This is a genomic window from Streptomyces sp. NPDC058157, assembly GCF_042884105.1.
GTDB lineage: Bacteria > Actinomycetota > Actinomycetes > Streptomycetales > Streptomycetaceae > Streptomyces.
The window spans coordinates 1-23,790 of sequence record NZ_JBHVUQ010000037.1; the positions used below are offsets into that span (position 1 = coordinate 1).

The window sequence follows — 23,790 nt, forward strand, 5'->3', positions numbered from 1 at the left end:
GTGTGGTGGAGGGCGATCCCGCCGAGGCGGTCGCCGGCGAGGACGAGGCCCGCCTCCCCGAAGGGCGCGTCGGCGGGGGCGCGTCCGGCGGGCAGGGCGCGGGCCCAGGTGTCGGGCAGGCCCAGCTCGGCCTCCAGGGCGGCGGCCAGCTCCTCGTCGGTGTGCTCCCCGGCGCCGAGGAGCCCGTTCCAGACGGCGGCCATGCGCTCGGCGGCGGCCGCCACGCCCCCCGGCTCCCACAGCGCGGCCGGGTCCTCGGGCACCGCGGCGGCCAGGACGGCGCGCCGCCCGGCGTCGCCGAGGCTCCGGCAGAGGTCGTCGTACTGCCGGGCCGTGGTCCGGTTCGCCTTGAACGGGGCGGAGGCCAGCAGCTTGAGGTGGTGGTCGTGGTGGTCGCGGCCGGGGAAGCCGCCGAGGACGAGGGCGGCGACGGGGCTGCGGACCCCGGTCAGCCGGGCGAAGGCCTCCCGCACCGCGGGGGGCACGGGCAGCGGGCCGCGTGCGGCGAGCAGGGCCAGCAGCCGGGGCAGGCGCGCCGCGTCGTCGGCCTCGATGGTGCGGACCTCGCAGCCCTCGGCGCCTTCGGGCGCGGGGTCGGCGGCCCGCTGGAGGAACCAGGCGGCGCCGCCGCGCGGGGTGCCCGAGGCGAGGGCGGTCCCGGTGGCGCGGAGGGCCGCCAGGGCCTGCGTGGACGCCCGGCCGGTGCGCCAGGCGGAGCCCGGCTCGGCGAACGGCTGGCCGCTCCAGGTCTCCAGCAGGGCGGCGAGCGCCGCGCGCTCCGCGTCGGGGGTGGCGGCGGTGAGGGCCCGCCAGGCGACCGCGTCGATGCCGCCGACCAGCGGTTCCCAGGTCTCGGGGGCGGCGGGCCGGGCCAGGACGCGGGTCTCCTCGTCGATCTCGCCGCGCAGGTGGCGGCCGTCGGCGGCGACGGCGGTCTGGACGGCGGGCTGCGGGGGGAGGGACGGCTCGTCGTGGTACCGGCGACGGGCGGGCACGAGTCCGTACAGGGCCGGGACGAGCTCGGTGTCGGGGGTTTCGGTGCGCAGCGAGACCACCGGTCCGGAGCGGATGACGGCGACCCGGCGGGACAGCGCGCGGCGGCGGCGCAGCACGTCGGCGGCGAGGGCCGCGGCCCGGCCCACACCGTCGGCCACGCGGGGGTCGAGGGAGTGGCCCGGCAGGGCCGGTACGGGCTCTCCGGCCAGGGCCGCGTCGAGGAGGGCCCGGACGGCGGTGGCGCCGGCGGCGCGCAGGGCCTTCGAGGAGGCTGTGCAGCGCTCGGTGAGGAAGTGCCAGAAGGCGGGCGGCGGGACGGGGCCCGCGCCGTCGCCGAAGCCGGGGGTGCGGCGCCGGTCGGAGCCGGGGAAGCCCTGGACCTGCCAGAGCAGGGAGTTGTCCTCGGCGGCGTGGACGCGGATGGTCTCCTGCCCGGCGAGGACCGCCTCCTCGCCGCCCTGGGGCATGCGGATCACGCCCCAGGGACGGCGCCCCCAGCGGCTGGTGCGGTAGCCGGCGCGGCGGCCGTCGACGCCCTCCAGGAGGAACTCCCTGGGCGAGGGGCCGGGGTAGGGGGTGTGGTTCAGGACGCGGAAGCCGACGAGCCGGCCGTCCTGGCCGAGCGGGGAGGCGGGGGCGCCGTCGGGGAGGGCGGCGAGGGTCTGGAGGTCGCCGAAGTGCTCGGTGCCGGGCGGCAGCGGGGCGGCGGTGTGGAAGGCGGGGACGTCGTGGCCGGGGAGGACGGTGGCGGTGGCGGGGTCGACGCGGGTCCAGGTGCGCCAGCCGTCGTGGACGCCGGTGGTCCAGAAGCGCTCGCCGTCGCTCATCTGGACGTCGTGGGAGCCGATGCCCTGCCGGTCGCCGGGGCGCAGGACGAGGCCTTCCTCCAGGCGGCCGCCGTCGGGGGTGGCGAACTGGTAGCCGAGGCCGCCCTGGATCATGCCGCCGTAGCGGCGCAGGCCGAGCTTCCCTTCCGGTTCGAAGACGTCCTCGGGGTGGTCGGCCCAGAAGGCGTGGGTGCCGAAGCCGGCCTTGGGGGTGGTGGCGAATCCGATCAGGAAGGAGCCGCCGACCCAGTGGACGGTGTGGCCGGACGCCCCGTCCGGGAGGCGGAAGGCGCAGGTGCCCCGGGTCCCGGCGTGGTCGACGGCGACGGCCCGGTCGGGGCCGTAGACGGTCAGGACGGGCCAGGTGCAGGTGACCCCGGTGACGGCGCCGGGTCCGCCGAGGCTCTCCACGGCCGCCTCCAGGGCGGGCCAGGCCCATTCCTCGGGGAGTCCGGCGCGCAGGGCGCGGGCGAGGGGGCCGGTGAGGTCGAGGGCGTCGAGGGCCTCCTCGATGCCGTCGAGGGCGAGGGTGGTCGGCCGGTCGAGGAGGCCGGCGAGCTCGTCGACGGCCTCGTCGGCGGCGGCGAGACCGCCGCCGCGCAGGGCGGCGAGCAGGGTCTCGATCCGGCCGTGGACCTCGGCGGCGATGCCGGCGTTGCCGGGGAGGCGGGTGATGGCGGTGCCGCTCCGGCGCGGGCGGGCGTGGACGGTGCCCTCCAGGCGGGGGCCGAAGACGGGGTCGGCGGCGAGGGCCTTGAGGTCGCGGCGCGAGCGGCCCTCCCAGAAGACCAGTTCCACGGCGGTGCCGGGGTCTTCGACGGCGATGCCCTCGGCGAGGCAGGCGTCGAGCAGGTCGGCGTCCAGGCGCGGGTAGCGGTAGCGGTCCTCGTGCAGGCGCAGCGGCGGCGCGCAGCCGCGGCGCCCAGCGGGTGAGCAGGTCGAACAGCTCGGCGGGCATGGGCTGGCGGACGATCCCGCCGCCGGAGCGGCCGCGGCCGAAGCGGCGGGTGTACCGGGCGAACCAGCCGGGCAGGCCGTCCTCGGGGACGATCCGGCCGGCCGCGGCGGCGTCGGCGGCGCCGCAGCCGAGGAGGAGGCGCAGCCAGGCGGAGGCGTCGCCGCGGCTCTCGGGGAAGAGGTCGAGGAGCGCGAGGGCGGTGTCGTCGGCCGGGGGGTGGGCGGTGAGCAGCGGGGTGGCGGCGTCCAGCAGCCGGTCGGGGACCTCCTTGTGCCGCGATCCGGCGAGGACGAGGGCCAGGACGCGGGCCTCCTCGGCGGCGCCGTGTCCGGCGGCGCGGGCGGAGAGCCGGACCCGGCGGGCCAGGTCGGCGGGGGGCTCGCCGGGGGAGGCGGTCCAGGCCAGCAGGACCCGTACGTACTCCTCGTGCGCGGCGGCGGGCTCCAGGACGGTGGCCAGCCAGGCCTGGTGGCCGCTCAGGGCGGCGCCGGGCAGGGCTCCGGCGCGGGCGAAGAGGAGCAGGTTGGCGCGGTGCCAGTCGGGGTCGACGGGCAGGGTGTGGTCGCGTTCGGCCTTGCGCGCCAGGGTGTAGGCGCGGGCGGCGGAGCGCCGGTGCCAGTCGATGAGCCGGTGGCCGACGGTGTCCCAGAACCAGGGCAGGTGGGCGGGGTCCAGGCCGCGGACCCGCCGCTCCAGTCCGTCCACGAACCGGCCGGGCTTCTCGTAGGCCCGGTGGATGGTGCGCCCGACCTCTTCGGACAGCTCGACGGCCGCGGGCTCGGCGGCGGGGTCGTGGGCGCGGGCCCAGTCGGTGTGGACGGTCGAGTTCCGCGGAGCGGCCGGCACCTGGATCTGGATCTTCATGCGCCCGATCGTGGCACGCGCCTGTGACAGCCGCCGTCTCCCTGTGGATACGACGGCGCCCCCGCCGGAGGTCCGGCGGGGGCGTCGGTGCGCGTGCTACGCGGGTGCGCCGGAGGTGAAGCGGCGCAGCAGGGGGGAGAGGACGAGGACGGACTTGGTCCGCTCCACGAAGGGCTCGCCCGCGATGCGTTCCAGGACCCGCTCGAAGTGGCGCATGTCGGAGGCGAAGACCTGGACGAGGGCGTCCGCGTCGCCGGTGACGGTCGACGCGGACACCACCTCGGGGTACCGCTCCAGCCCCCGCCGGATGTCGTCCGGCGAGGTGTTGTGGCGGCAGTAGATCTCGATGAAGCCCTCGGTCTCCCAGCCCATGGCCGCCGGGTCCACGCGGACGGTGAAGCCCGTGATGGCGCCTTCGGCGCGGAGCCGGTCCACGCGCCGCTTGACGGCGGGGGCGGAGAGGCCGACCTCGGAGCCGATGTCCGCGTAGGAGCGGCGGGCGTCCTCGGCGAGGGCGTGCACGATGCGTTCGTCGAGATCGTTCAGTCGCACTGCGGATGGATCACTTTTCTGCTGTGGCCACTTCTTCCGTGGCCAGGCGGGAGCGGCGGATGCCGTAGGTGAAGTAGACCACGAGGCCGACGACCATCCAGCCACCGAAGACCAGCCAGGTGGGGGTATCGAGGCTGAACATCATGTAGCCGCAGGCGAGGAAGCCGAGGATCGGCGTGACCGGGAAGAGGGCCACCTTGAATGTGCGCGGCATGTCCGGGCGCTTCACGCGCAGGATGATCACGGCGATGTTGACCAGGCCGAAGGCGAAGAGGGTGCCGATGCTGGTGGCGTCCGCGAGCTTGCCGAGCGGGATGAAGGCGGCGAGGACGCCGCAGAAGAGGGAGACGATGACCACGTTGGCGCGGGGGGCGCCGGTCTTCTCGTCGACCTTGGCGAACACCTTGGGTACGAGGCCGTCGCGGGACATCGCGAAGAGGATGCGGGTCTGGCCGTAGAGGACGGCGAAGACGACGGAGAAGATCGCGATCACGGCGCCGGCGGCGAGGACGACGCCCCAGACGCTGGTGCCGGTGACGTCGGTCATGATCTGGGCCAGCGCGGCCTCGGTGTTCTCGAAGTCCTTCCACGGCATGGCGCCGACGGCGACGAAGGCGACGAGCACGTAGAGGACGGTGACGATGCCCAGCGAGAGCATGATCGCGCGCGGCAGGTCCTTCTTCGGGTTCTTGGCTTCCTCACCGGCGGTGGAGGCGGCGTCGAAGCCGATGTAGGAGAAGAAGAGGGTGGAGGCGGCGGCGCTGATGCCGCTGACGCCGAGCGGCGCGAGCGGGGTGTAGTTGCCGGACTTGATGCCCATGACGCCGATGCCGATGAAGAGGAGCAGGGTGACGATCTTCACCGCGACCATGATCGAGTTGACCGTGGCGCTCTCCTTGGCGCCGCGCATCAGGAAGACCATGGAGAGCAGGACGACGACCAGTGCGGGCAGGTTGATGACCCCGCCGTCGCCCAGCGGCGCGGAGAGCGAGCCGGGGATGGTGACGCCTATGGTCCCGTCGAGGAGCTCGTTGAGGTACTGGCCCCAGCCGACGGCCACGGCCGCGACGGAGACGGCGTACTCCAGGACCAGGCACCAGCCGCAGATCCAGGCGATGAGCTCGCCCATGGTGGCGTACGCGTAGGAGTACGAGGAGCCGGAGACCGGGACGGAGCCGGCCAGCTCGGCGTAGGAGAGGGCCGAGAACAGGGCGGTCAGGCCCGCGAGGACGAAGGAGATCGTCACGGCGGGGCCGGCCTTGGGGGCGGCGGTGCCGAGGACGACGAAGATGCCGGTGCCCAGGGTGGCACCGATGCTGATCATCGTCAGCTGCCACATGGTGAGCGAGCGGCGCAGCGAGCCGCCCTCGCCCTGTCCGCCCTCGGAGACGAGCCGCTCGACCGGCTTGCGGCGCAGCAGCGGGTTCACGGGCTTGCGCGTCTCCTGGGAGAGCGGGGGTGCCTGGCCCTGATCGAGCACGAGGGGACTCCTTTGACACTGCGGGATGGGGACGGTTCGGGCGTCGACCGCAGCGGTCCGGAGCAGTTGGCAGACGGATGGGAGCCCGTCTGGGCATGAGGGGACCGCCGAGCAGGCGGTCCGCGCCACTCCACGTACAGGGGGTGAGCCTACGAGCTGAGTGATACCGCCCGTAATGCACCATCCTTGCACATTGGCGCACGATCGTTGCGCGGATCTGTCCTGGATGGTCCTTTGTTGCACGTGGATGATCGATCAGTGCGCGACCTCTCTCCGCCGCCGTTCTTGACAGCCCGTCAGAATTGCCGCAGCGTGCCGCCATGGACGCCGACAGCAAGGCCACTGCCTGGCTCGATCCGGGCCCCTACCTGCGCGGGATCGCCTGGCTGGACCGGGACCGGCCGGTCCGGGCCGACCCGGCGGACACCGAGCGGCTGCCCTGGGACACCGGCGAGCGGGCCACCCTGCCGATCGGAGTCCGCCTGGAGTTCCTCGCCCGGGGGGCGCGGGCGGTGGAGATCCACTACCGGGCCGCCGTCCCCGGCCCCACCGACGCCCTGCGCGACCTCGCGCACGGCTTCTCGCTGTGGGACCGCCACGGGATGGTCCGCGAGGTCTTCACCGACCCCGCCGCCGAGGCCGTCGTACGCCTTCCCCTGCCCGGCGGGCCCGGACCCTTCACGGTCCACCCGCCCGAGGCGCAGTCCCCGCGGGTCCTGGGGGTGCGCGGGGTCGGCGGGGACCTCGCCCCCGCCCCGCCCGCCCCGCGGTGGGTGGTGCACGGGGACTCGATCACCGAGGGCTGGTGGTCCACCCGCCCCGCCCACGGCTGGCCCGCCGTCGCCGGGCGGGCGCTCGGCTGGGACACCGTGAACCTCGGGTACGCGGGCGCCGCGCGCGGGGAGCTGGCCACCGCCGAGCAGCTCGCGGCCCTCCCCGCAGACGCCCTCACCCTCGCCTTCGGCACCAACTGCTGGACCCGCGTCCCCTACACCCCCGCCCTGCTGTACGAGACCACCCGCGTCTTCCTCGACCTGGTCCGCCAGGGCCACCCCCGGACCCCGCTGCTGCTGCTCTCCCCCGTGCTGCGCCCGGACGCCGAACGCACCCCGAACCGGCTCGGCGCCACCCTGGGCGCCCTGCGCGACGCCATGGAGCGGGCCGCCCGCGAGCGGATCGCCGCCGGGGACGGACGCCTGGCCCTGCTGCCCGGCCGGGACCTGCTGGGGCCCGAGCACCTCGCGGACGGGCTGCACCCCGACGACACCGGACACCGGATCCTCGGCCTCGCTGTGGTCACGGCCCTGAGACGGGCCGGGTTCGACGGCGGCTGAGTGAAACACGCCATACCGCCCCCGGTGAACGCCGCGCTCCCCCGGGGCCGTGTTCCGCACGAGTTGACGGGTCCGGCGGCGGACAAGCCCCCGGACCCGGCGGAAACACACACGGGAGAGATCACCATGGGCATCAAGCGCGGAACCACCCTGGCCGCGGTCGCGGTCGTCGTCGTGCTGGCGGCGACCGCCTGCAACGGGGACGACAAGGCGGCCAAGGCCGATGCGGCCAAGCCGGCCGGGGCCGCCGCCGCCGCTCCCGCCGCCGACCCCTACGCCGGCGACAAGCCCGCCGGGGACGCCGGGGCCAAGCCCGCGGGCGCGCTCGCCGTCTCCACCGCCGGCGAGCTCGGGCCGGTGCTCACCGACGGCGCCGGATTCACCCTGTACCGCTTCGACAAGGACACCGCGAAGCCCCCGGTCTCGAACTGCGACGGGGACTGCGCCAAGGCCTGGCCCGTCGTCCCGGCGGCCGGCGCGAGCGCGGCGGCGGGCATGGACCCCTCCCTGCTGGGCGAGGTGGTCCGCAAGGACGGGACCAAGCAGCTGACGGTGGCCGGCTGGCCCGCGTACCGCTTCGCCAAGGACACCAAGCCCGGCGAGGTGGGCGGGCAGGGCGTCGGCGGGACCTGGTTCGCCCTCGCGCCCGACGGCAAGAAGGCCGCCAAGGCGGCGGCCCCCGCCCCGGCCGGGACGACGGGCCAGGCCTCCGGCGCGCTGACGGTCGCCAAGGACCCCAAGCTCGGCGACCACGTCGTCGACGGCAAGGGCATGACCGTCTACCGCTTCAAGCCCGACACCGCCTGGCCGATGGTCTCCAAGTGCACCGGGGACTGCCTCGCCAAGTGGCCGGCCGTCGCCCCGGCGGAGCGGGGCCAGGGGATCGTCGAGAAGAACTACCTGGTCCTCGACCGCCCCGACGGCAAGAAGCAGCAGACCGTCAACTGCTGGCCCGTCTACACCTTCACCGGTGACAAGGCGCCCGGCGAGACCAACGGCCAGGGCGTGGGCGGCACCTGGTACGCCGTCGCCCCCGACGGCAAGCTCATCGGCGCCCAGTAGCCCCGCAGTTCCCCCCACGCACCGACCGCACGGCCCCCGCCCTCCTCCCCCCCGGGCGGGGGCCGTGCCTAGACTCGGCCCATGCTGCGCGTACTGGCCGTCGACGACGAGCTGCCCCTGCTGGAGGAACTCCTCTACCTGCTGCGCTCCGACGACCGGGTGCTCAGCGCGGAGGGGGCCTCGGACGCCACCGAGGCGCTGCGCCGGATCACCCGGGCGGTGGAGAGCGGGCCCGACGGGCCCGACGCCATCGACGTGGTCTTCCTGGACATCCAGATGGCCGGGCTGACCGGACTGGACGTCGCCCGGCTGCTGGCCGGGTTCGCACGGCCGCCGCTGATCGTGTTCGTCACCGCGCACGAGGGCTTCGCCGTCCAGGCCTTCGACCTCAAGGCGGTGGACTACGTGCTCAAGCCGGTGCGCCCGGAGCGGCTGGCCGAGGCCGTCCGGCGGGTCCGGGCCCTGCTCGGCGGCCCGGACGGGACCACGGCCCCGGCGGCCGTCCCGGAGCAGCGGCGCAGGCCCGCTCCCGAGGCGGGCGCCGCCGAGCGGGCGCCCGAGCAGATCGCCGTCGAACTGGGCGGGGTCACCCGGTTCGTGGCCATCGCGGACATCGCGTACGTGGAGGCCCACGGCGACTACGCCCGGCTGCACACCGACGAGGGCAGCCACCTGGTCCGCATCCCCCTGTCCACGCTGGAGGAACGCTGGGCGGCCCGCGGGTTCGTCCGCATCCACCGGCGCCATCTGGTCGCCCTGGGCCGGATCGACGAACTCCGCGTGGACGCGGGCACCACCAGCGTCCGCATCGGCTCGGCCGAACTCCAGGTGAGCCGCCGCCACGCCCGCCAGCTCCGCGACCTCCTGATGCGCCAGGCGACGGGCTGACCCCTCGGCGCGCCACCGGGGCCGCGCGGCGGGTCCGGACGGCCCGCCCCCGTGCGCCCGGCCGTGCCACCGGCTCACGCCCCCGCGCCCGGACGACCGTCCGGCGTACCAAGGCACCGTTCGTCGCTCGCGGAAGGGCGTACGGCGATCCTCCGGGCCCGTCGGCCGCAGCGGCGGACCGTTCGGACCCGCCGCCACCCGGCCCGCCGTATCGTGGATCTTCCGGCCCCGGGAGGAGCGAGATGTCCGAGATCGAGGCGCTGCTGGACGCGCTGACCGGACTGCCCCGCACCCGGGCCGCCGGCCCCGCGGAGGCCGAGGCACTGCTGGCCCGGCTGCGCAGCGCGGCCGCCCGCTGGGCGGACGTCCTGTACGAGGCCCGCGAGGGCACCTGCGGGCAGCTGCCGGCGAGCGCGGAGGCCGCCCTGACGCTGGCCTTCCGCCGGGCCGAGGAGTCGTACGTGGAACTGGAGATCGCCCTCCGCGACTGCGCGGAACACCGCGACCCGGCACTCTGACCCACCCCCCACCAGCCCCGACCGGCCAGGTCAGGGGCCGGATCCGGGCTGTCCCGGGGGCGGAGCGGCTGCGTAGACTCCCAAGTCCCCTCCCCCCGCCCGCCGAAGGACCCCCGTGAACCGGACGTACGCGCTGACCGCGGTCACCGCCGTCGTCCTGGCCACGGTGCTCGTCGGCGCGCTCGGGCTGCGGATATCCCGCACCACCTCCGACTTCTACGTCGCCTCCCGCACCGTGGGCCCCCGGCTGAACGCGGCCGCCATCGGCGGGGAGTACCTCTCCGCCGCCTCCTTCCTCGGGGTCGCCGGGCTGGTCCTGCTCCAGGGCCCGGAGATGCTCTGGTACCCCGTCGGGTACACCGCCGGCTACCTCCTCCTGCTGGTGTTCGTCGCGGCCCCGCTGCGCCGCTCCGGGGCGTACACCCTGCCCGACTTCGCCGAGGGCCGGCTCGGGTCCCGGGCGGTGCGGCGCATCGCGGTGCTGTTCGTGCTCGGCGTCGGCTGGCTGTACCTGCTACCGCAGCTGCAGGGGGCCGGGCTGACCCTGGAGGTGCTGACCGGGGCCCCGCCGTGGGCGGGCGGGCTGGTCGTCGCCTGCGTGGTCACGGCGGCGGTCGCGGCGGGCGGGATGCGCAGCATCACCTTCGTGCAGGCCTTCCAGTACTGGCTCAAGCTGACCGCCCTGCTGGTGCCCGCCTTCTTCCTGCTCGCCGCCTGGGCCGGCGACGGCGCGCCCCGCGCCTCCTTCGACGCCCCGGCCGTCTTCCGGGAGCACACCGCCGTCACCGTGGGGGAGGACGTACGGCTGTCGGTGCGCGAGCCGCTGGCCCTGGAGGTGACGGGCCGGGTGGACGGGCGCGCCTACCGGGAGGCCACGCTGACGCTGGAGCCCGGGCGGCACTCCGTCCAGGCCCGCACCCGGCTGGAGTTCGCCGCCGGCTCGGCCGTCCCCGACTCCCCCGCCGGCACCGTCCGGGACACCCCGGGCTGGTCGAAGCCGCTGTCCGGGGGCGAGCGCGAGCACCGGCTGTACGCCACGTACGGGCTGATCCTGGCCACGTTCCTCGGCACCATGGGCCTGCCGCACGTCGCCGTCCGCTTCTACACCAGCCCCGACGGGCGGGCCGCCCGCCGCACCACCTTGGTCGTGCTCGGCCTGCTCGGGGTGTTCTACCTGCTGCCGCAGGTGTACGGGGCCCTGGGCCGGATCTACGCGCCCGAGCTGGCGCTGACCGGGGACGCGGACGCGGCGGTGCTGGTGCTGCCGGAGCGGATGCTGGGCGGGCTGCTCGGGGACCTGCTGGGGGCGCTGCTGGCCGGGGGCGCCTTCGCGGCGTTCCTCTCGACGGCGTCGGGGCTGACCATGGCGGTGGCCGGGGTGCTGCACCAGGACGTGCTCCCGCGGCACGGGGTGGGCAGCTTCCGGTGCGCGGCCGTGGTGGCGATGGCGGTGCCGCTGGCGGGCGGGTTCGTGACCACCCAGGTGCCGGTCGCCGACGCGGTCGGGCTGGCCTTCGCGGTGTCGGCGTCGTCCTTCTGCCCGCTGCTGGTGCTCGGGATCTGGTGGCGGGGGCTGACCCCGCCGGGCGCGGTGGCGGGGCTGCTGACCGGCGGCGGGGCGGCGCTGGGCGCGGTGGTGGCCACCCGCAGCGGGCTGGTGCCGCAGGGGTGGGCGCACGCGCTGCTGGCCTGGCCGGCGGTGTGGTCCGTGCCGCTGGGCTTCCTGACGATGGTGTCGGTGTCACTGGCCACCCGGTCCCGGGTCCCGGCGGGAACGGCGGCGGCGCTGGCCCGGCTGCACCTGCCGGAGGACGTGGCCGGGACCCGGCCGTCCGGCGGGGGTGCCCGGTGAGCGGGGCCGCGCAGGCGGTGCTCGCCGCTGCCGGGGCGGTGCTGCTGGTGGGGCTGGGCTGGGCGGGCGGCCGGTGGCAGGCCGGGCGCGGGGAGCGGGCGGCGGGGCCGGGGCTGGGGACTCCGGTGGAGCGGGCGACGTTCCACACCCTGCACACCGCCTCGCTGGCCGCTCCCCCGCTGCGCGCCGGGCTGACGCAGGACGCCGCCCGCAAGGCGGCCCGGCGGCTGCGTTCGCTGCTGGGCACGGAGGCGCTGTGCCTCACCGACCGGGAGGCGGTGCTGGCCTGGGACGGGCCGGGGGCCGACCACCACCAGCGGCGGGCGATGGCCCGGGTGGCGGTGATGCTGGAGTCGGGGCGCAGCCAGAGCGTGCGCACGGAGTGCCAGCGGCCGCAGTGCCCGTTGAAGTGGGCGGTGTTCGCCCCGCTGACGGGTGAGGACGGGGTGCTGGGCGCGCTCGTCGCGTACGGCTCGCGGGAGTCGGCGGTGCTGGTGCGGGCGGCGACGGAGGTGGCCCGCTGGGTCTCCGTGCAGCTGGAGCTGTCGGAGCTGGACCGGGCGCGGACCCGGCTGATGGAGGCGGAGATCAAGGCGCTGCGGGCGCAGATCTCCCCGCACTTCATCTTCAACTCCCTCGCGGCGATCGCCTCGTTCGTGCGGACCGATCCGGAGCGGGCGCGGGAGCTGCTGCTGGAGTTCGCGGACTTCACCCGCTACTCCTTCCGCCGGCACGGGGAGTTCACCACCCTGGCGGAGGAGCTGCGTTCCATCGAGCGCTATCTGGCGCTGGCCGGGGCCCGGTTCGGGGACCGGCTGAAGGTGACGTTGCAGGTGGCCCCGGAGGTGCTGCCGGTGGCGCTGCCGTTCCTGTGCCTGCAGCCGCTGGTGGAGAACGCCGTCAAGCACGGGGTGGAGGACTCCGCCGGGGAGTGCCGGATCACGATCGCGGCCCGGGACGCGGGCGCGGAGGCGGTGCTGACCATCGAGGACGACGGCGTGGGCATGGATCCGGCCCGACTGCGCCGGATCCTGGCCGGGGACCGGGCCGGCTCCTCGTCGGGGATCGGGCTGCCGAACGTGGACGAGCGGATGCGGCAGGTGTACGGGGACGACTACGGGCTGGTCGTCGAGACGGGCGTGGGCGCGGGCATGAAGGTCACGGTCCGGATCCCCAAGTACCGGGCGGGCGTGCACACGACGGCGCCCCGCCCCCCGGCCGGTCCGGCGGGGGGCGGGGCGTCGCGGGAAGCCCGGGAGGACTAGCTCCAGCTGGCGTGCAGCGGCTTGCCCTCGGCGTAGCCGGCGGCGGACTGGATGCCGACGACGGCCTTCTCCTCGAACTCGGCCAGGGAGCCGGCGCCCGCGTAGGTGCAGGAGGAGCGGACACCGGCGATGATCGAGTCGATCAGGTCCTCGACGCCCGGACGGGACGGGTCGAGGAACATGCGGGAGGTGGAGATGCCCTCCTCGAACAGCGCCTTGCGGGCGCGGTCGTAGGCGGACTCCTCCGAGGTGCGGTTGCGCACGGCGCGGGCGGAGGCCATGCCGAAGGACTCCTTGTACAGGCGGCCGTCGGCGGCCTGCTGGAGGTCGCCCGGGGACTCGTACGTGCCGGCGAACCAGGAGCCGATCATGACGTTGGAGGCGCCGGCCGCGAGGGCCATGGCCACGTCGCGCGGGTGGCGGACGCCGCCGTCGGCCCAGACGTGCTTGCCGTACTTCTTCGCCTCGGCGGCGCACTCCAGCACCGCGGAGAACTGCGGGCGGCCCACGCCGGTCATCATGCGGGTGGTGCACATGGCGCCGGGGCCCACGCCGACCTTGATGATGTCGGCGCCGGCGTCGATGAGGTCCTTGACGCCCTCGGCGGCGACGATGTTGCCGGCGACGATCGGGACCTTCGGGTCCAGCGCGCGGACGGCCTTGATCGCGCTGATCATCGAGTCCTGGTGGCCGTGGGCCGTGTCGATGACGAGCGTGTCCACGCCCGCGTCGAGCAGCTGCTTGGCCCGGCCCACGTAGTCGCCGTTGATGCCGATGGCCGCGGAGATGCGCAGCTTGCCGTTGGCGTCGGTGGCGGGGGTGTACAGGGTGGCGCGCAGGGCGCCCTTGCGGGTCAGGATGCCGACCAGCTTGCCGTCCTTGTCGACGGCCGGGGCCAGCTTGCGGTGGCCGGCGTCGAGCTGGTTGAAGGCCTCGCGGGGGTCGATGTCGGCGTCGATGAGCAGCAGCTCCTTCGACATGACCTCGGAGAGCTGGGTGAAGCGGTCCACGCCGGTGAGGTCGTGGTCGGTGACCACGCCGACGGGGCGGCCCTCGGCGTCCACGACGACGCCCGCGCCGTGGGCGCGCTTGGGCAGCAGGGACAGCGCGTCGGCGACGGTCTGGGTGGGCGCCAGCGTGATCGGGGTGTCGAGCACGAGGTGGCGGGTCTTGACCCAGGAGATGACGTCGGTGACGACCTCGATCGGGATGTCCTGCGGGATGACGACGATTCCACCGCGGCGGGCGACGGTCTCGGCCATGCGCCGGCCGGCGATCGCGGTCATGTTGGCGACCACGAGCGGAATGGTGGTGCCGGTGCCGTCGGGCGAGGAGAGGTCCACGCCCTGGCGGGAGCCGACCGCGGAGCGGCTCGGCACCATGAACACATCGTCGTACGTCAGGTCGTACGGCGGCTTCAGGTCATTGAGGAAACGCACGTGCTGAACATCCCAGTCGATCGGAGGTGCCTCGACAGATTCCAGCCGAGGAAACGCACGTACTTCATTCTCCCACGGCCTGGCGTTCATGCCGCCCGGGCCGATCGTCCAGGACATTCCGGGCCGTGTGGTCCTTTCCTACGAGGCGAAGGTCCCGAACGGCCGGTGGAGCGGGCTCAGGCCCCCGGTCAGCGGGGCCGCCGTGGCCCCGTGGCGGACGGCGGTGAGCTCGGCGGCGATGGCGACGGCGGTCTCCTCGGGGGTGCGGCCGCCCAGGTCCAGGCCGATGGGCGATCTGAGGCGGGCCAGCTCGGCCTCGGTCACCCCCTCGGCCCGCAGCCGTCCGGTGCGCTCGGCGTGGGTGCGGCGCGATCCCATGGCCCCGACGTAGCCGAGGGGCAGCCGCAGGGCCAGCGCCAGGACGGGTACGTCGAACTTGGCGTCGTGGGTCAGGACGCACACGGCCGTACGGGAGTCCAGGCGCCCGGCGTCGCGTTCGGCGGCCAGGTGCCGGTGCGGCCAGTCCACGACCACCTCGTCGGCGCCGGGGAAGCGCTCGGGGGTGGCGAAGACGGGCCGGGCGTCGCAGACGGTGACCCGGTGGCCGAGGAAGGCGCCCATCCGGGCCAGGGCGGAGGCGAAGTCGATCGCCCCGTAGACGATCAGCCGGGGCGGCTGCGCGGCGGACTCCACCAGCAGGGTGAGGGGCTCGCCGCACAGCCCTCCGGCGGCGCCCAGCTCGGCGGTGCCGGTCCGGCCGGCGAGCAGCCAGGCCCGGGCCCGTTCGGCGGCGGCCCGGTCCAGGGCGGCCCCGCCGCCGAGGCCGCCCTCCCAGGAGCCGTCGGCGTGCACGGCGAGGGCCCGGCCGAGCTGGCCGGGCGGTCCGGAGACCACCCGGGCCAGCGCGGCCCGGCCCCCGCCGGCGGCGGCGTCGAGCACCGAGCCGAGGACGGGCCGTACGGGGTCGTGGCCGCGCACCGGGGTGACCAGCACGTCCAGGACCCCGCCGCAGGTCAGGCCCACCGCGAAGGCGTCGTCGTCGCTGTAGCCGAAGCGGTGGACGCCGCCGCGGCCCGAGGTGATGGCCTCCAGGCAGAGCTCGTGGACGGCGGACTCCACGCAGCCCCCGGAGAGGGAGCCGAGCGCGGTGCCGCCGGCGTCCACGGCCAGGCTGGCGCCGGGGCCCCGGGGTGCGCTGCCGCTGACGGCGACCACGGTGGCCAGGGCGAACTCGCGGTGTTCGGCGCACCAGCCGCGCAGCGGCCCGGCGATGTCGAGCATCAGCGGATGTACGCGCGGCGCGCGGACTGGCCCGGGATCAGGGGCCGGGGCGGGAGGACGGCGGGGGGCCGGCCGGGAGGGCGTCCGCCCGGGTAGCGGGCGGGCGAGGCGAGGGACACGGGGTCGGGGTGCCGACCGCCGGTGCCCAGGAGCCGGGCCGCGTGGGCGACGCTGGCGAGGGTGGCGTGGTGGTGCCAGCCGCGGAAGGAGCGGCCCTCGAAATCGCGGATGCCGACCGGTTCGCAGGTCTCGGTGAAGTCCAGGGCGACCCGGTCGGTGAGTTTGGCGAGCAGGAACAGCTGGGCGAGCGGCCGGTCCCCGATGTTGGTGATCCAGAACTCGGAGGGCAGCAGGGAGGCCTCGGTCCACGCGCCCATCAGGAGCAGCGGGGCGGGCGGGGCGGGCACGGGCCGGTCCTCGGCGGGGGTGGCGAGGATGTGGGCCGAGGTGAGCAGGGTGACCGATCCCTCGGCCCGGCCGTGCCGGGTCCATTCGACGACGCGGCGCTGGGAGCGCAGCGAGTCGATCAGTTCGCGGGCGGGTGCGGTGTACGGGCCGGGCTTGTGGCGGCCCGCGCCGCCGAAGGAGACGGGCAGGGAGCCGTCGACCTTCAGGACGAAGGGGATGTCCTGGAGCGTGAAGGCGTCCAGGACGGGCGGGAGATCGGAGTTGGAGACCTCCATGACGACCGGGCGGCGCTGGAGCTGCCAGGTGGCGGCCATGCGCTGGACGGCGTGGACGGCGTCCAGCGCGGGTGTCTGGGAACGTGCGGTGTCCGGGATGCCGGCCCGGCGGCGGCGCAGCAGTTCGCTGGTCCAGGGGCCGGGCAGGGTGAGGGTCCATTCGACGGGAAAGCTGGCCTCGCTGGAGGCGAGCCAGATCCCGCCGGCCTGCTGGCAGTTGGCGGTGCGGCCGAGCTGGGGCACGAACTGCCGGCCGACCCCCACGGAGCGGTCGCCGGCCTTCTCGATGACCATGGGCTGGACGACCCAGGCCAGCGGGCGCTGCGCGGTGCGTTCGAGGTGCTGGGCGAGGGACCGGCGTACCGGGGTCCAGTCCCACGGTGACTTGCTGATGAACTGCTGGAGGCTCTGTTCGACGGAACTGGCCCCCGTTCCGGCGATGTTGCGGATCGTTTTCTTCCCGTTGGTCCGCACCAGACCGTCGAGATAAACGCGGGCCCAGTTTCGCTGGTCCCGCCGCGGTAATGACTCGAAGAATAGCGAGATCAATTCGTCGATCAATTCGGAGATTTCCGTCGTGGAATCTTCCGGCAGCACTGCGCGAACCATCTGGAGCCTCCCCCGCGACCAGATCAGACCTTGACCCTACTTGACGGCCGAGAACGGCCGTAGGGCCCTGCGGCTACTTCCTGAGGTCGCTGCCAGAATCGAGCCGCTCCTCTTCTACCACGAGCGGGATGGGGATCTGGTTCGCCGCGTAGTAGAGCGCGATCAGGAAGTGTGCGACGAGAGTGAGAGGTGCGGAGAAGAAGGACAGAATCACGGTCAAGGGGTAGGCGACCGCGCCCAGTCCGAATCGGACCCGGGTGGCCCGGGCCCCGTCCTTGTCCACCGCTTCGTGGAAGAGGTGGCCGACCTTGGTCACGTACCACCAGAAGGCCAGGAAGGCGAGGGCGTACACGACGGTCCACGCACTGTAGAGGATCGCGGCCACATTGGCCGAATCCCCGTCCATGAGGTGCTCGGCGAGGATGTTGGTGGTGTAGGGAATCACCGAAACCACCATCAGCACCAGGAGATTCAGGAACAACAGGGGTCGGTCGACCCGCTTGAGGTGACTGAAGATCGTGTGGTGGTTCACCCACATCACGCCGATGATGAGGAAACTCACCAGATACGCGGCATAGTGCGGCCATTGTTCCCAGAGTCCGTGCCACAGGGCCGACCCCTGCTCTTCCGGAACCTTTAATTCCAGCACCAGAATGGTGATCACGATGGCGAATACGCCGTCGCTGAACGCCTCCACCCGGTTCGTTTCCTGCTCCATGACCTCCCCTTCACCATTTCCTCACGTGGGCGGGGAGGGCCGCCCGCGCCCTCCCCGCCCACGCTACCCATGAAAGGGCGGTCAGCTGCCGAAGCCGGCCGTCTGGCGCCAGATCCGGCCATCGCGGACGACGAGTGTCCCGAACGCGTGCTCCGGCGCGCCGTTCAGGTTCATGATCGCCCGGTAGAAGATGGTGTCGTCGGTCTCGATGTACTCCTGGAGTTCGACCAGCGTGGGCTTCAGGGTGAGATAGCCGGTGAACGTCTCGCGAACGGCCTCGATCCCCACCGAGGCCCCCTCGAAGCGGACCAGGACGGCGTCCTCGGTGTAGTTCTTCATCACCGCCTCGATGTCCAGCGCGGCCAGGGCGTCCATCTGGCGGACGAAGACCGGGTGCAGCGCGGAGATGTCGTACTTGGCCATGTTCGACTTCCTTTCGGTGGGAGTGGGTGACGGCGTGCGGGATGACGTCGGGACGGCGGCTCAGCCCGCCAGGGGCAGGCGTACGAGCATCCGGGTCTCGCCCGGACGGGAGCGGGCCGAGATCGACCCGTGGTGGCGCTGGGTCACGATCCGGTAGCTGAGGTGCAGCCCCAGACCGGTGCCCTTGCCCACGTCCTTGGTCGTGTAGAAGGGCTCGAAGATGCGCGGCAGGACGTCCTCGGGGATGCCCCGGCCGGTGTCGGTGACCTCCACGACCATGCAGACGCCCTCGGCGTAGCAGCGCAGGGTGAGCGTGCCGGCGCCCTCCATGGCCTCGGCCGCGTTGTCGACCAGGTTGGTCCACACCTGGTTGAGCTCCCCCGGGTACCCGGTCAGGTCCGGCAGGTCGGGGTCGTAGGCGCGGACGATGGTGATGCCGGTGAGCTTGGAGCGGAGGACGACCAGGGTGTTCTCCAGGCCGTCGGTCACCGCGAACCGCTGCTCGGGGGCCCGGTCGAGGTTGGCGTAGTCCCGGGTGGCCGCGACCAGCTGGGAGATCCGGGGGCCGGCCGCGCGCAGCTCGGCGGCCAGCGAACGGGCCTCCAGCAGCGCCGCGAGGTGGTCCAGGGCGGCGGGCAGGGCGGCCTCGCCGATCCCCTCCAGCCGCTCCAGCAGCCAGCCCAGCTCCAGCCCGAGGTCGGAGGCCCCGGAGCCGAGCAGCCCCGGCCGGTCCGCCCCGGCCTCCTCCGCCCAGTCGGTGATCTCCTCCTCGGCGTCGGCCTGGGCCAGGGGGTCGCTGGTCTCGGGCGGCGGGAGCCGGTCCAGCTCCGCGGCCAGGTGCTCCAGGGCGCCGCGTTCCGCGTCGGTCGCGGCCGCACCCCACCCGTACGCGGTGGCGGTGAGCCGTTCCAGGGCGGGCACCAGCTCCTGCGCCGCGCGGGCCACGGCGGCGGCCGGGTTGTTGAGCTCGTGCGCGAGGCCGGCGGCGAGGGTGCCCAGGGCCTCGACGGTGGCCCGTTTGCGGGCCTGGACCTCGGAGGACTTGATCCGCCAGGCCAGTACGGGGATCAGGACGGCGGCCACCCCGTTGCAGCGGGTCAGCATCTCGAAGAAGACCGGCTTGGGATACGCCACGACGGTGGTCGCCGGGCCGCTGGCGGAGGCGGTGGCCACGTAGGAGCCGTCGGTGAGCAGGGGGAGCTCGCCGGTGAACCGGTGGGCGGCGGTGGGCTTGCCGTCGTGCTCGTCCGCGGCGGCGCTCTCCTCCTCGGTGGAGTGCCGGGTCAGGACCTCCTCCCGGCCGTCGACGACCTTGGTGACGACCAGCCCGCCGGAGACCAGCACGTGGAAGCAGGTGGCCTCGTCCCCGTCGTGGAAGAGGACCTCCCCGTCGGTCAGGACGCGCAGGTGGGAGACCGAGACCAGCCAGTCGAGCTGGTCCTCGGTGAGCGCGGCGAAGATCTCCAGCCCCTGCAGGGTGGTCCGCAGCTCTTTGGTGCTCACAGTGGTCACAGGGTGCTCCCCTCGGCCCTGGTGCGCGCCGCCAGCCGCAGGGTCGTGAACAGGGCCAGCGCGCACACCGCGGCGACGGCGGCCATGAAGCCGACGGAGGTGCGCTGCAGGCCGTGGATGTCGGTCAGGAGTCCGGCGAGGACCGCCGGGACGCTCATGGCGAGGTAGGCGAAGACATAGACGGCGGCGGTCAGTTCGCCGCGGTGTTCGGGTTCGGCGAGGGTGCTGAGCGCGCGGAAGGAGCCGAGGAAGGCCGCTCCCCAGCCGCTGCCGAGGACGGCGGTGGCCACGAGGAACACGGGTGCCGAGCCGAGGCCGAGGGCCAGCAGCACCAGGGCGAGCCCGGCCAGCAGTCCGAGCAGCCCGATGACGGCGGTGCGCAGCGGTGCGGTGCGGCCCAGCAGCAGCTGGGCGGCGGTGGCGCAGCCGGCGAGCAGGGCCACCGTGGCCCCGCCGGCCAGGTAGTTGGTGGTGTGGAGCAGGGACAGGGCCAGGTGCGGCCCGAGGGAGAGGTAGAAGCCGCCGACGGTCCAGACGGCCACGATCGTCAGCACCAGCACGGCGAACCTGCGCCGTACGGCGGGCGGTACCCGGATCCGGCGCGGTGCCACCCGCATGCGTCCCCCGGCCCCGGGCGCGCTCTCGCCCATCCGGACCACCCCGACCAGGGTCACCGCGAAGGCGACGACCAGCAGCAGGTAGCTCAGGACGGTCGGGGCGGGCGCGTACTGGACGAGCAGTCCCGCCCCGAGGCCGCCCAGGCCGATGCCGACGGTCGGTCCCGCGCTGTTGACCTGCGCCCCGAGGGCGGGCCGTGAGCGCGGGCTGAGTTCCAGCAGGGCCGCGCCCATCGCCCCGGTGGCCAGGCCCACCGCCAGCCCCTGGACGGCGCGGGCGGCGAGCAGCAGGCCGAGCCCCCCGGCCCCGGCGAACAGGCCCATGGAGACGATCGCGAGGACCAGCCCGGCGCCGAGGACGGGCCTGCGGCCCAGGGTGTCGGAGAGCGAGCCGAACAGCAGCAGTCCGGCGAGGACGGTGACGGCGTACACGGCGAAGACCACCGTGACGACGCCCGGGGACAGCCCCCAGCGCTGCTGGTAGAGCACGTAGAGGGCGGAGGGGACGGAGGAGGAGAGCATCAGCAGGACGAGGACCGCGCCCACCACCCAGAAGCCGGACGGTCTCGGCCCGGCCGCCGCGCGGCCGGCTGGGTGCAGGACGTCTCCCGTGGTCGTCGTCTCGGTCGGTTCGGGCACGCTCGTCAACTCCACTCCCCCGCCCTGCCCCGGCGGGCCGTCTCAGGCGCTGCTGTGGGCCGCCGCCCGGGCCAGCGCGCGGGCGGTGAGCACGCCCGCGAGATGGCCGAGGTACTCGGCCGAGGTGCCGCGCCCGGGGACGAACAGCTCCCTGGGCTCGGCGCGGAAGGCCGCGAGCACCGCCCCGGTGGTGAACGGGCCCCCGCGCAGCCGGTCCTCGACCCCGTGCAGGCGCAGGGCGCGGGGGGTGGCTCCGGTGACCGCGATCCGCGGCCCGTCGGGGGTGATCCGCACGGCGGCGGCGCACAGCGGGTAGCGGGTGGCCCGGTCGGCGGTCTTCTCGAAGGCGGCCGCCCTTCCGGCGGCGGGCACCAGCAGGGCGGTCAGCACCTCCCCGGCGGGCACCCCGGAGGCGGCCAGTTCCTCGGCCGGGACGGTACGGGTCCCGCCGGGCCCGGCCAGTTCGGCCCGGGCGCCGGCGGTGATGGCGGCGACGGGCAGGTCGGTGGGGCGCTCGGCCGCGGCCAGGTTGCCGCCGACGGTGCCGAGGTTGCGGACCTGGGGGTCGCCGTTGGCACGGGCCGCGGCGGCCAGCTCGGGGGCCCCGGCCAGCACCCGCGGGTCCGCGGCGAGCTCGGCGAGGGTGGTCAGCGCCCCGATCCGCAGCTCTCCGCCGGTCGCCGTGACCCCGCGCAGGGCCGCGAGCCGGCGCACGTCGACCAGCAGGCGGGCCCGGTCGGCTCCCGTGCGCAGTCCGGGCAGCAGGCTCTGGCCGCCGGCCAGTACCCGGGCCCCGTCGCTGCCGGCGAGGAGGGCGAGGGCCTCTTCGAGGGAGGCGGGCCGGACGTAGTCGAAGTCGGCGAGGATCACCGGTCTCCTCCTTCCAGGACGCGCCAGACCTTCTCGGGGGTCAGCGGCATGTCGATGTGCCGGACGCCGAGGTCGGCGAGGGCGTCGACCACGGCGTTGACGACGGCGGCGGCGGGCGGCACGGTGGCGATCTCCCCGGCGCCCTTGGCGCCGAGCGGGTTGTGCGGCGAGGGGGTGACGGTCCGGTCGAGGGTGAAGAAGGGCACGTCGGCGGCGCGCGGCAGGGCGTAGCGGGTCAGGTCGGAGCTGAGCAGGATGCCGTTCTCGTCGTACTCGGCGGCCTCCATCAGGGCCTGGCCCAGGCCGTGCACGATGCTGCCCTCGATCTGGCCGTGGACGATCTTCGGGTTGCCGACGTTCCCGGCGTCGTCGACGGCGGTGTAGCCGACCACCTCGGTCTCGCCGGTGAGTTCGTCGACCTCCACCACAGCGACGTGCGTGCCGAAGGGGTAGTTGAAGTCCGGCGGGTCGAAGTGGGTGGTCTCGTCGAGGGCCGGTTCGATCTCGGGGGGCAGGCCCCAGCCGTACCACATGGCCATGGCGAGCTCGGAGAAGGTCTTGGCGTTCTCCGGGTTGCCGGCCTCGTGGACGCCGCCGTTCTCGTAGACCACCTTGTCCTCGGGGACGTTCAGGAAGACCGCGCCCGCCTTGATCAGCTTGGCCTTGATCTTGCGGGCGGTGAGGGCGACGGCGGGGGCGGCCATGCTGTAGGAGCGGGAGCCGTAGGTGCCCTGGCCGTACGGGGCCTTGAGCGTGTCCCCCTCGTACACCTGGACCTGCGCCGGGTCGATGCCGAGTTCGTCGGCGGCGACCATCGCGAAGACGGTGCCGTGGCTCTGGCCGGTGGAGGCGGAGCCGACGGTGACGGTGACCTCGCCGGTGGGGTGGACGCGGATGTTGGCGCTCTCCCAGGTGCCGCCGAGCATGCCCTCCTTGGACATCCGGGTGGAGGGGCCGACCCCGCAGATGGCCACGTAGGTGGCGATGCCGACGCCCAGGCGCTTGCCGCGGGCGCGGGCCGCCGCCTTGCGGGCGGGCACGTCGGCGTAGCCGGCCAGCTCCAGGGCGCGTTCGAAGTTGGGCGCGTAGTTCCCGGAGTCGTAGGTCCAGCCGAGCCCGTTGTCGTACGGGAACTTCTCCTGGGGGACCAGGTTGCGGCGGCGGACCTCCGCGGGGTCCATGCCGATCTCGGCGGCGTACCGGTCGACGAGGCGCTCCATCAGGAAGGCGGCCTCGGCGCGTCCGCTGCCGCGCTGGGCGCCCAGGGAGACCGTGTTGGTGAAGGCCGCGTACACCTCGCAGAAGGCGGCGGGGATCTCGTACATGCCGGTGATGGACCGGCCCATCAGGGCGGTGGCGACGCCGGGGCCGATGGTGGAGGGGTAGGCGCCGAGGTTGGCGTAGCTGGTGCAGCGCACGGCGGAGATCCGGCCGTCACGGGTGCCGGCCAGGGTGACGTGCTGGCGGTGGTCTCGGCCCTGGACGGTGGAGTTCATCAGCCCGGTGCGGGTGTCGACCCATTTGACGGGCCGGCCGAGCGCCTTGGAGAGCAGCAGGACCAGCGCCATGTCGGGGTAGAGGTAGCCCTTGGTGCCGAAGCTCCCGCCGACGGTCGGGGCGATCACGCGGAGCTTGTTGAACGGGATGCCGAGGACCAGCGCGGAGAGCAGGAAGCGGTGGTTGTGCGGGCCCTGGGTGGAGGCGTAGAGGGTGTACTCGCCGGTGGCGGCGTTGTAGTCGCCGACGGCCCCGCGCGGTTCGATGGGGCTGTTGATGGTGCGCTGGTTGACGAGGTCCAGCTCGACGGTGACCTCGGCGCGGGCGATGGCCGCGTCGGTGCGGTCCTCGTCGCCGCAGGTCCAGTAGGCGTTGAGGTTGCCGGGGACGGCCTCGTGCAGCTGCGGCGCGCCCTCGGCGAGGGCCTCGTCGGCCCGGGTGACCACGGGCAGCGGCTCGTACGCCACGCCGATCGCGGCGAGGGCGGCGGCGGCCTGGCGCGGGGTCTCGGCGACGACCACGGCGACCGGGTCGCCGACGTGGCGGACGGCGTCACCGGTGAGGACGGGTCGGGCGCCGGGCAGTCCGTAGGGGTGGGGCGGGAAGTGGCTCTCCACCCCGCCGGGTATCCAGATGCAGGGCAGCGGCATGACGTCGGTGAAGTCGGCCGCGGTGGCCACCTTCAGCACCCCGGGCATCCGCTCGGCCGCCGAGGTGTCGACGGACAGGATCCTCGCATGGGCGACCGGGCTGCCGAGGATGGCCATGTGCGCGGTGCCGGGCAGGTCGATGTCCGCCACGTAGACGGCTTCGCCGCGCAGCAGTTGCGGGTCCTCGCGGCTGTCGAGCGGCTGTCCGAGGACGCCTCCCGCGGTGGTGCTCTCCCCCGTCACGGTGGTCATCCCC

General features: G+C 74.4%; 18 protein-coding genes and 1 pseudogene. 7 read left to right on the forward strand and 12 right to left on the reverse strand.

The features are described from left to right. A pseudogene (locus tag ACFVXK_RS12260) lies at positions 1-2,621 on the reverse strand (hypothetical protein); the annotation flags it as partial. A 376-nt stretch (positions 2,622-2,997) separates the two neighbouring features. Between ACFVXK_RS12260 and ACFVXK_RS12265 the strand changes: the two are divergent. Continuing rightward, the gene (locus ACFVXK_RS12265) at positions 2,998-3,672 is read left to right on the forward strand and encodes a hypothetical protein (RefSeq protein ID WP_389611437.1); all 675 of its coding nucleotides are present in this window, start codon (positions 2,998-3,000) and stop codon (positions 3,670-3,672) included. A 69-nt stretch (positions 3,673-3,741) separates the two neighbouring features. On the opposite strand, the gene ACFVXK_RS12270 is transcribed toward ACFVXK_RS12265, so the two are convergent. Both ACFVXK_RS12270 and ACFVXK_RS12275 read right to left on the reverse strand, forming a co-directional pair. Beyond that, positions 3,742-4,197 (reverse strand): Lrp/AsnC family transcriptional regulator, encoded by a 456-nt coding sequence (locus ACFVXK_RS12270; protein ID WP_007262967.1) that lies wholly within the window; start codon positions 4,195-4,197, stop codon positions 3,742-3,744. A gap of 10 nt (positions 4,198-4,207) precedes the next feature. Then, positions 4,208-5,677 carry an amino acid permease gene (locus ACFVXK_RS12275; RefSeq protein ID WP_389611438.1) on the reverse strand — a complete coding sequence of 490 codons (1,470 nt, stop codon included), beginning with the start codon at positions 5,675-5,677 and terminating at the stop codon, positions 4,208-4,210. Positions 5,678-5,997: 320 nt separating this feature from the next. Between ACFVXK_RS12275 and ACFVXK_RS12280 the strand changes: the two genes are divergently transcribed. From ACFVXK_RS12280 to ACFVXK_RS12305, 6 genes are all read left to right on the forward strand, one after another. Beyond that, positions 5,998-7,011, forward strand: a complete 1,014-nt coding sequence (locus ACFVXK_RS12280; protein ID WP_389611439.1) for a GDSL-type esterase/lipase family protein — start codon at positions 5,998-6,000, stop codon at positions 7,009-7,011. 126 nt (positions 7,012-7,137) lie between these two features. After that, positions 7,138-8,073, forward strand: a complete 936-nt coding sequence (locus tag ACFVXK_RS12285) for an SCO0930 family lipoprotein (RefSeq protein ID WP_389611440.1) — start codon at positions 7,138-7,140, stop codon at positions 8,071-8,073. Positions 8,074-8,154: 81 nt separating this feature from the next. Continuing rightward, the gene (locus ACFVXK_RS12290; RefSeq protein WP_389611441.1) at positions 8,155-8,961 is read left to right on the forward strand and encodes a LytR/AlgR family response regulator transcription factor; all 807 of its coding nucleotides are present in this window, start codon (positions 8,155-8,157) and stop codon (positions 8,959-8,961) included. A gap of 242 nt (positions 8,962-9,203) precedes the next feature. Continuing rightward, the gene (locus tag ACFVXK_RS12295; RefSeq protein WP_389611442.1) at positions 9,204-9,479 is read left to right on the forward strand and encodes a hypothetical protein; all 276 of its coding nucleotides are present in this window, start codon (positions 9,204-9,206) and stop codon (positions 9,477-9,479) included. Between the two features lie 115 nt (positions 9,480-9,594). After that, positions 9,595-11,331, forward strand: coding sequence for a cation acetate symporter (locus tag ACFVXK_RS12300; RefSeq protein ID WP_389611443.1), 1,737 nt, complete (start codon positions 9,595-9,597; stop codon positions 11,329-11,331). Further along, entirely contained in the window at positions 11,328-12,596 is a 1,269-nt protein-coding gene (locus ACFVXK_RS12305) for a sensor histidine kinase (RefSeq protein ID WP_389611444.1), read from the forward strand. Before ACFVXK_RS12300 ends, ACFVXK_RS12305 begins: the two co-directional genes overlap by 4 nt. Here ACFVXK_RS12305 and ACFVXK_RS12310 read toward each other — a convergent pair. The 9 genes from ACFVXK_RS12310 to ACFVXK_RS12350 form a co-directional block, all read right to left on the reverse strand. Next, a complete protein-coding gene (locus ACFVXK_RS12310; RefSeq protein ID WP_389611445.1) occupies positions 12,593-14,035 on the reverse strand; it encodes a GuaB1 family IMP dehydrogenase-related protein in 1,443 nt (480 codons plus the stop codon). The genes ACFVXK_RS12305 and ACFVXK_RS12310 overlap by 4 nt on opposite strands. Before the next feature lie 138 nt (positions 14,036-14,173). Beyond that, positions 14,174-15,316, reverse strand: a complete 1,143-nt coding sequence (locus tag ACFVXK_RS12315) for an XdhC family protein (RefSeq protein WP_389611446.1) — start codon at positions 15,314-15,316, stop codon at positions 14,174-14,176. Continuing rightward, entirely contained in the window at positions 15,316-16,608 is a 1,293-nt protein-coding gene (locus tag ACFVXK_RS12320) for an IS701 family transposase (RefSeq protein ID WP_389611447.1), read from the reverse strand. The genes ACFVXK_RS12315 and ACFVXK_RS12320 overlap by 1 nt, the downstream gene beginning before the upstream one ends. 73 nt (positions 16,609-16,681) lie before the next feature. Next, positions 16,682-17,326 carry a TMEM175 family protein gene (locus ACFVXK_RS12325; RefSeq protein WP_389611448.1) on the reverse strand — a complete coding sequence of 215 codons (645 nt, stop codon included), beginning with the start codon at positions 17,324-17,326 and terminating at the stop codon, positions 16,682-16,684. 81 nt (positions 17,327-17,407) lie between these two features. Further along, positions 17,408-17,749 (reverse strand): nuclear transport factor 2 family protein, encoded by a 342-nt coding sequence (locus ACFVXK_RS12330; protein ID WP_045946207.1) that lies wholly within the window; start codon positions 17,747-17,749, stop codon positions 17,408-17,410. A gap of 60 nt (positions 17,750-17,809) precedes the next feature. After that, positions 17,810-19,252, reverse strand: coding sequence for an ATP-binding protein (locus ACFVXK_RS12335; RefSeq protein WP_389611449.1), 1,443 nt, complete (start codon positions 19,250-19,252; stop codon positions 17,810-17,812). Between the two features lie 5 nt (positions 19,253-19,257). Beyond that, a complete protein-coding gene (locus ACFVXK_RS12340) occupies positions 19,258-20,517 on the reverse strand; it encodes an MFS transporter (protein ID WP_389611450.1) in 1,260 nt (419 codons plus the stop codon). Positions 20,518-20,559: 42 nt separating this feature from the next. After that, positions 20,560-21,387, reverse strand: coding sequence for an FAD binding domain-containing protein (locus tag ACFVXK_RS12345; RefSeq protein WP_389611451.1), 828 nt, complete (start codon positions 21,385-21,387; stop codon positions 20,560-20,562). Then, positions 21,384-23,786: a xanthine dehydrogenase family protein molybdopterin-binding subunit gene (locus ACFVXK_RS12350; RefSeq protein ID WP_389611452.1), complete on the reverse strand. Its 2,403-nt coding sequence runs from the start codon at positions 23,784-23,786 to the stop codon at positions 21,384-21,386. The genes ACFVXK_RS12345 and ACFVXK_RS12350 overlap by 4 nt, the downstream gene beginning before the upstream one ends. Positions 23,787-23,790 lie beyond the last annotated feature (4 nt).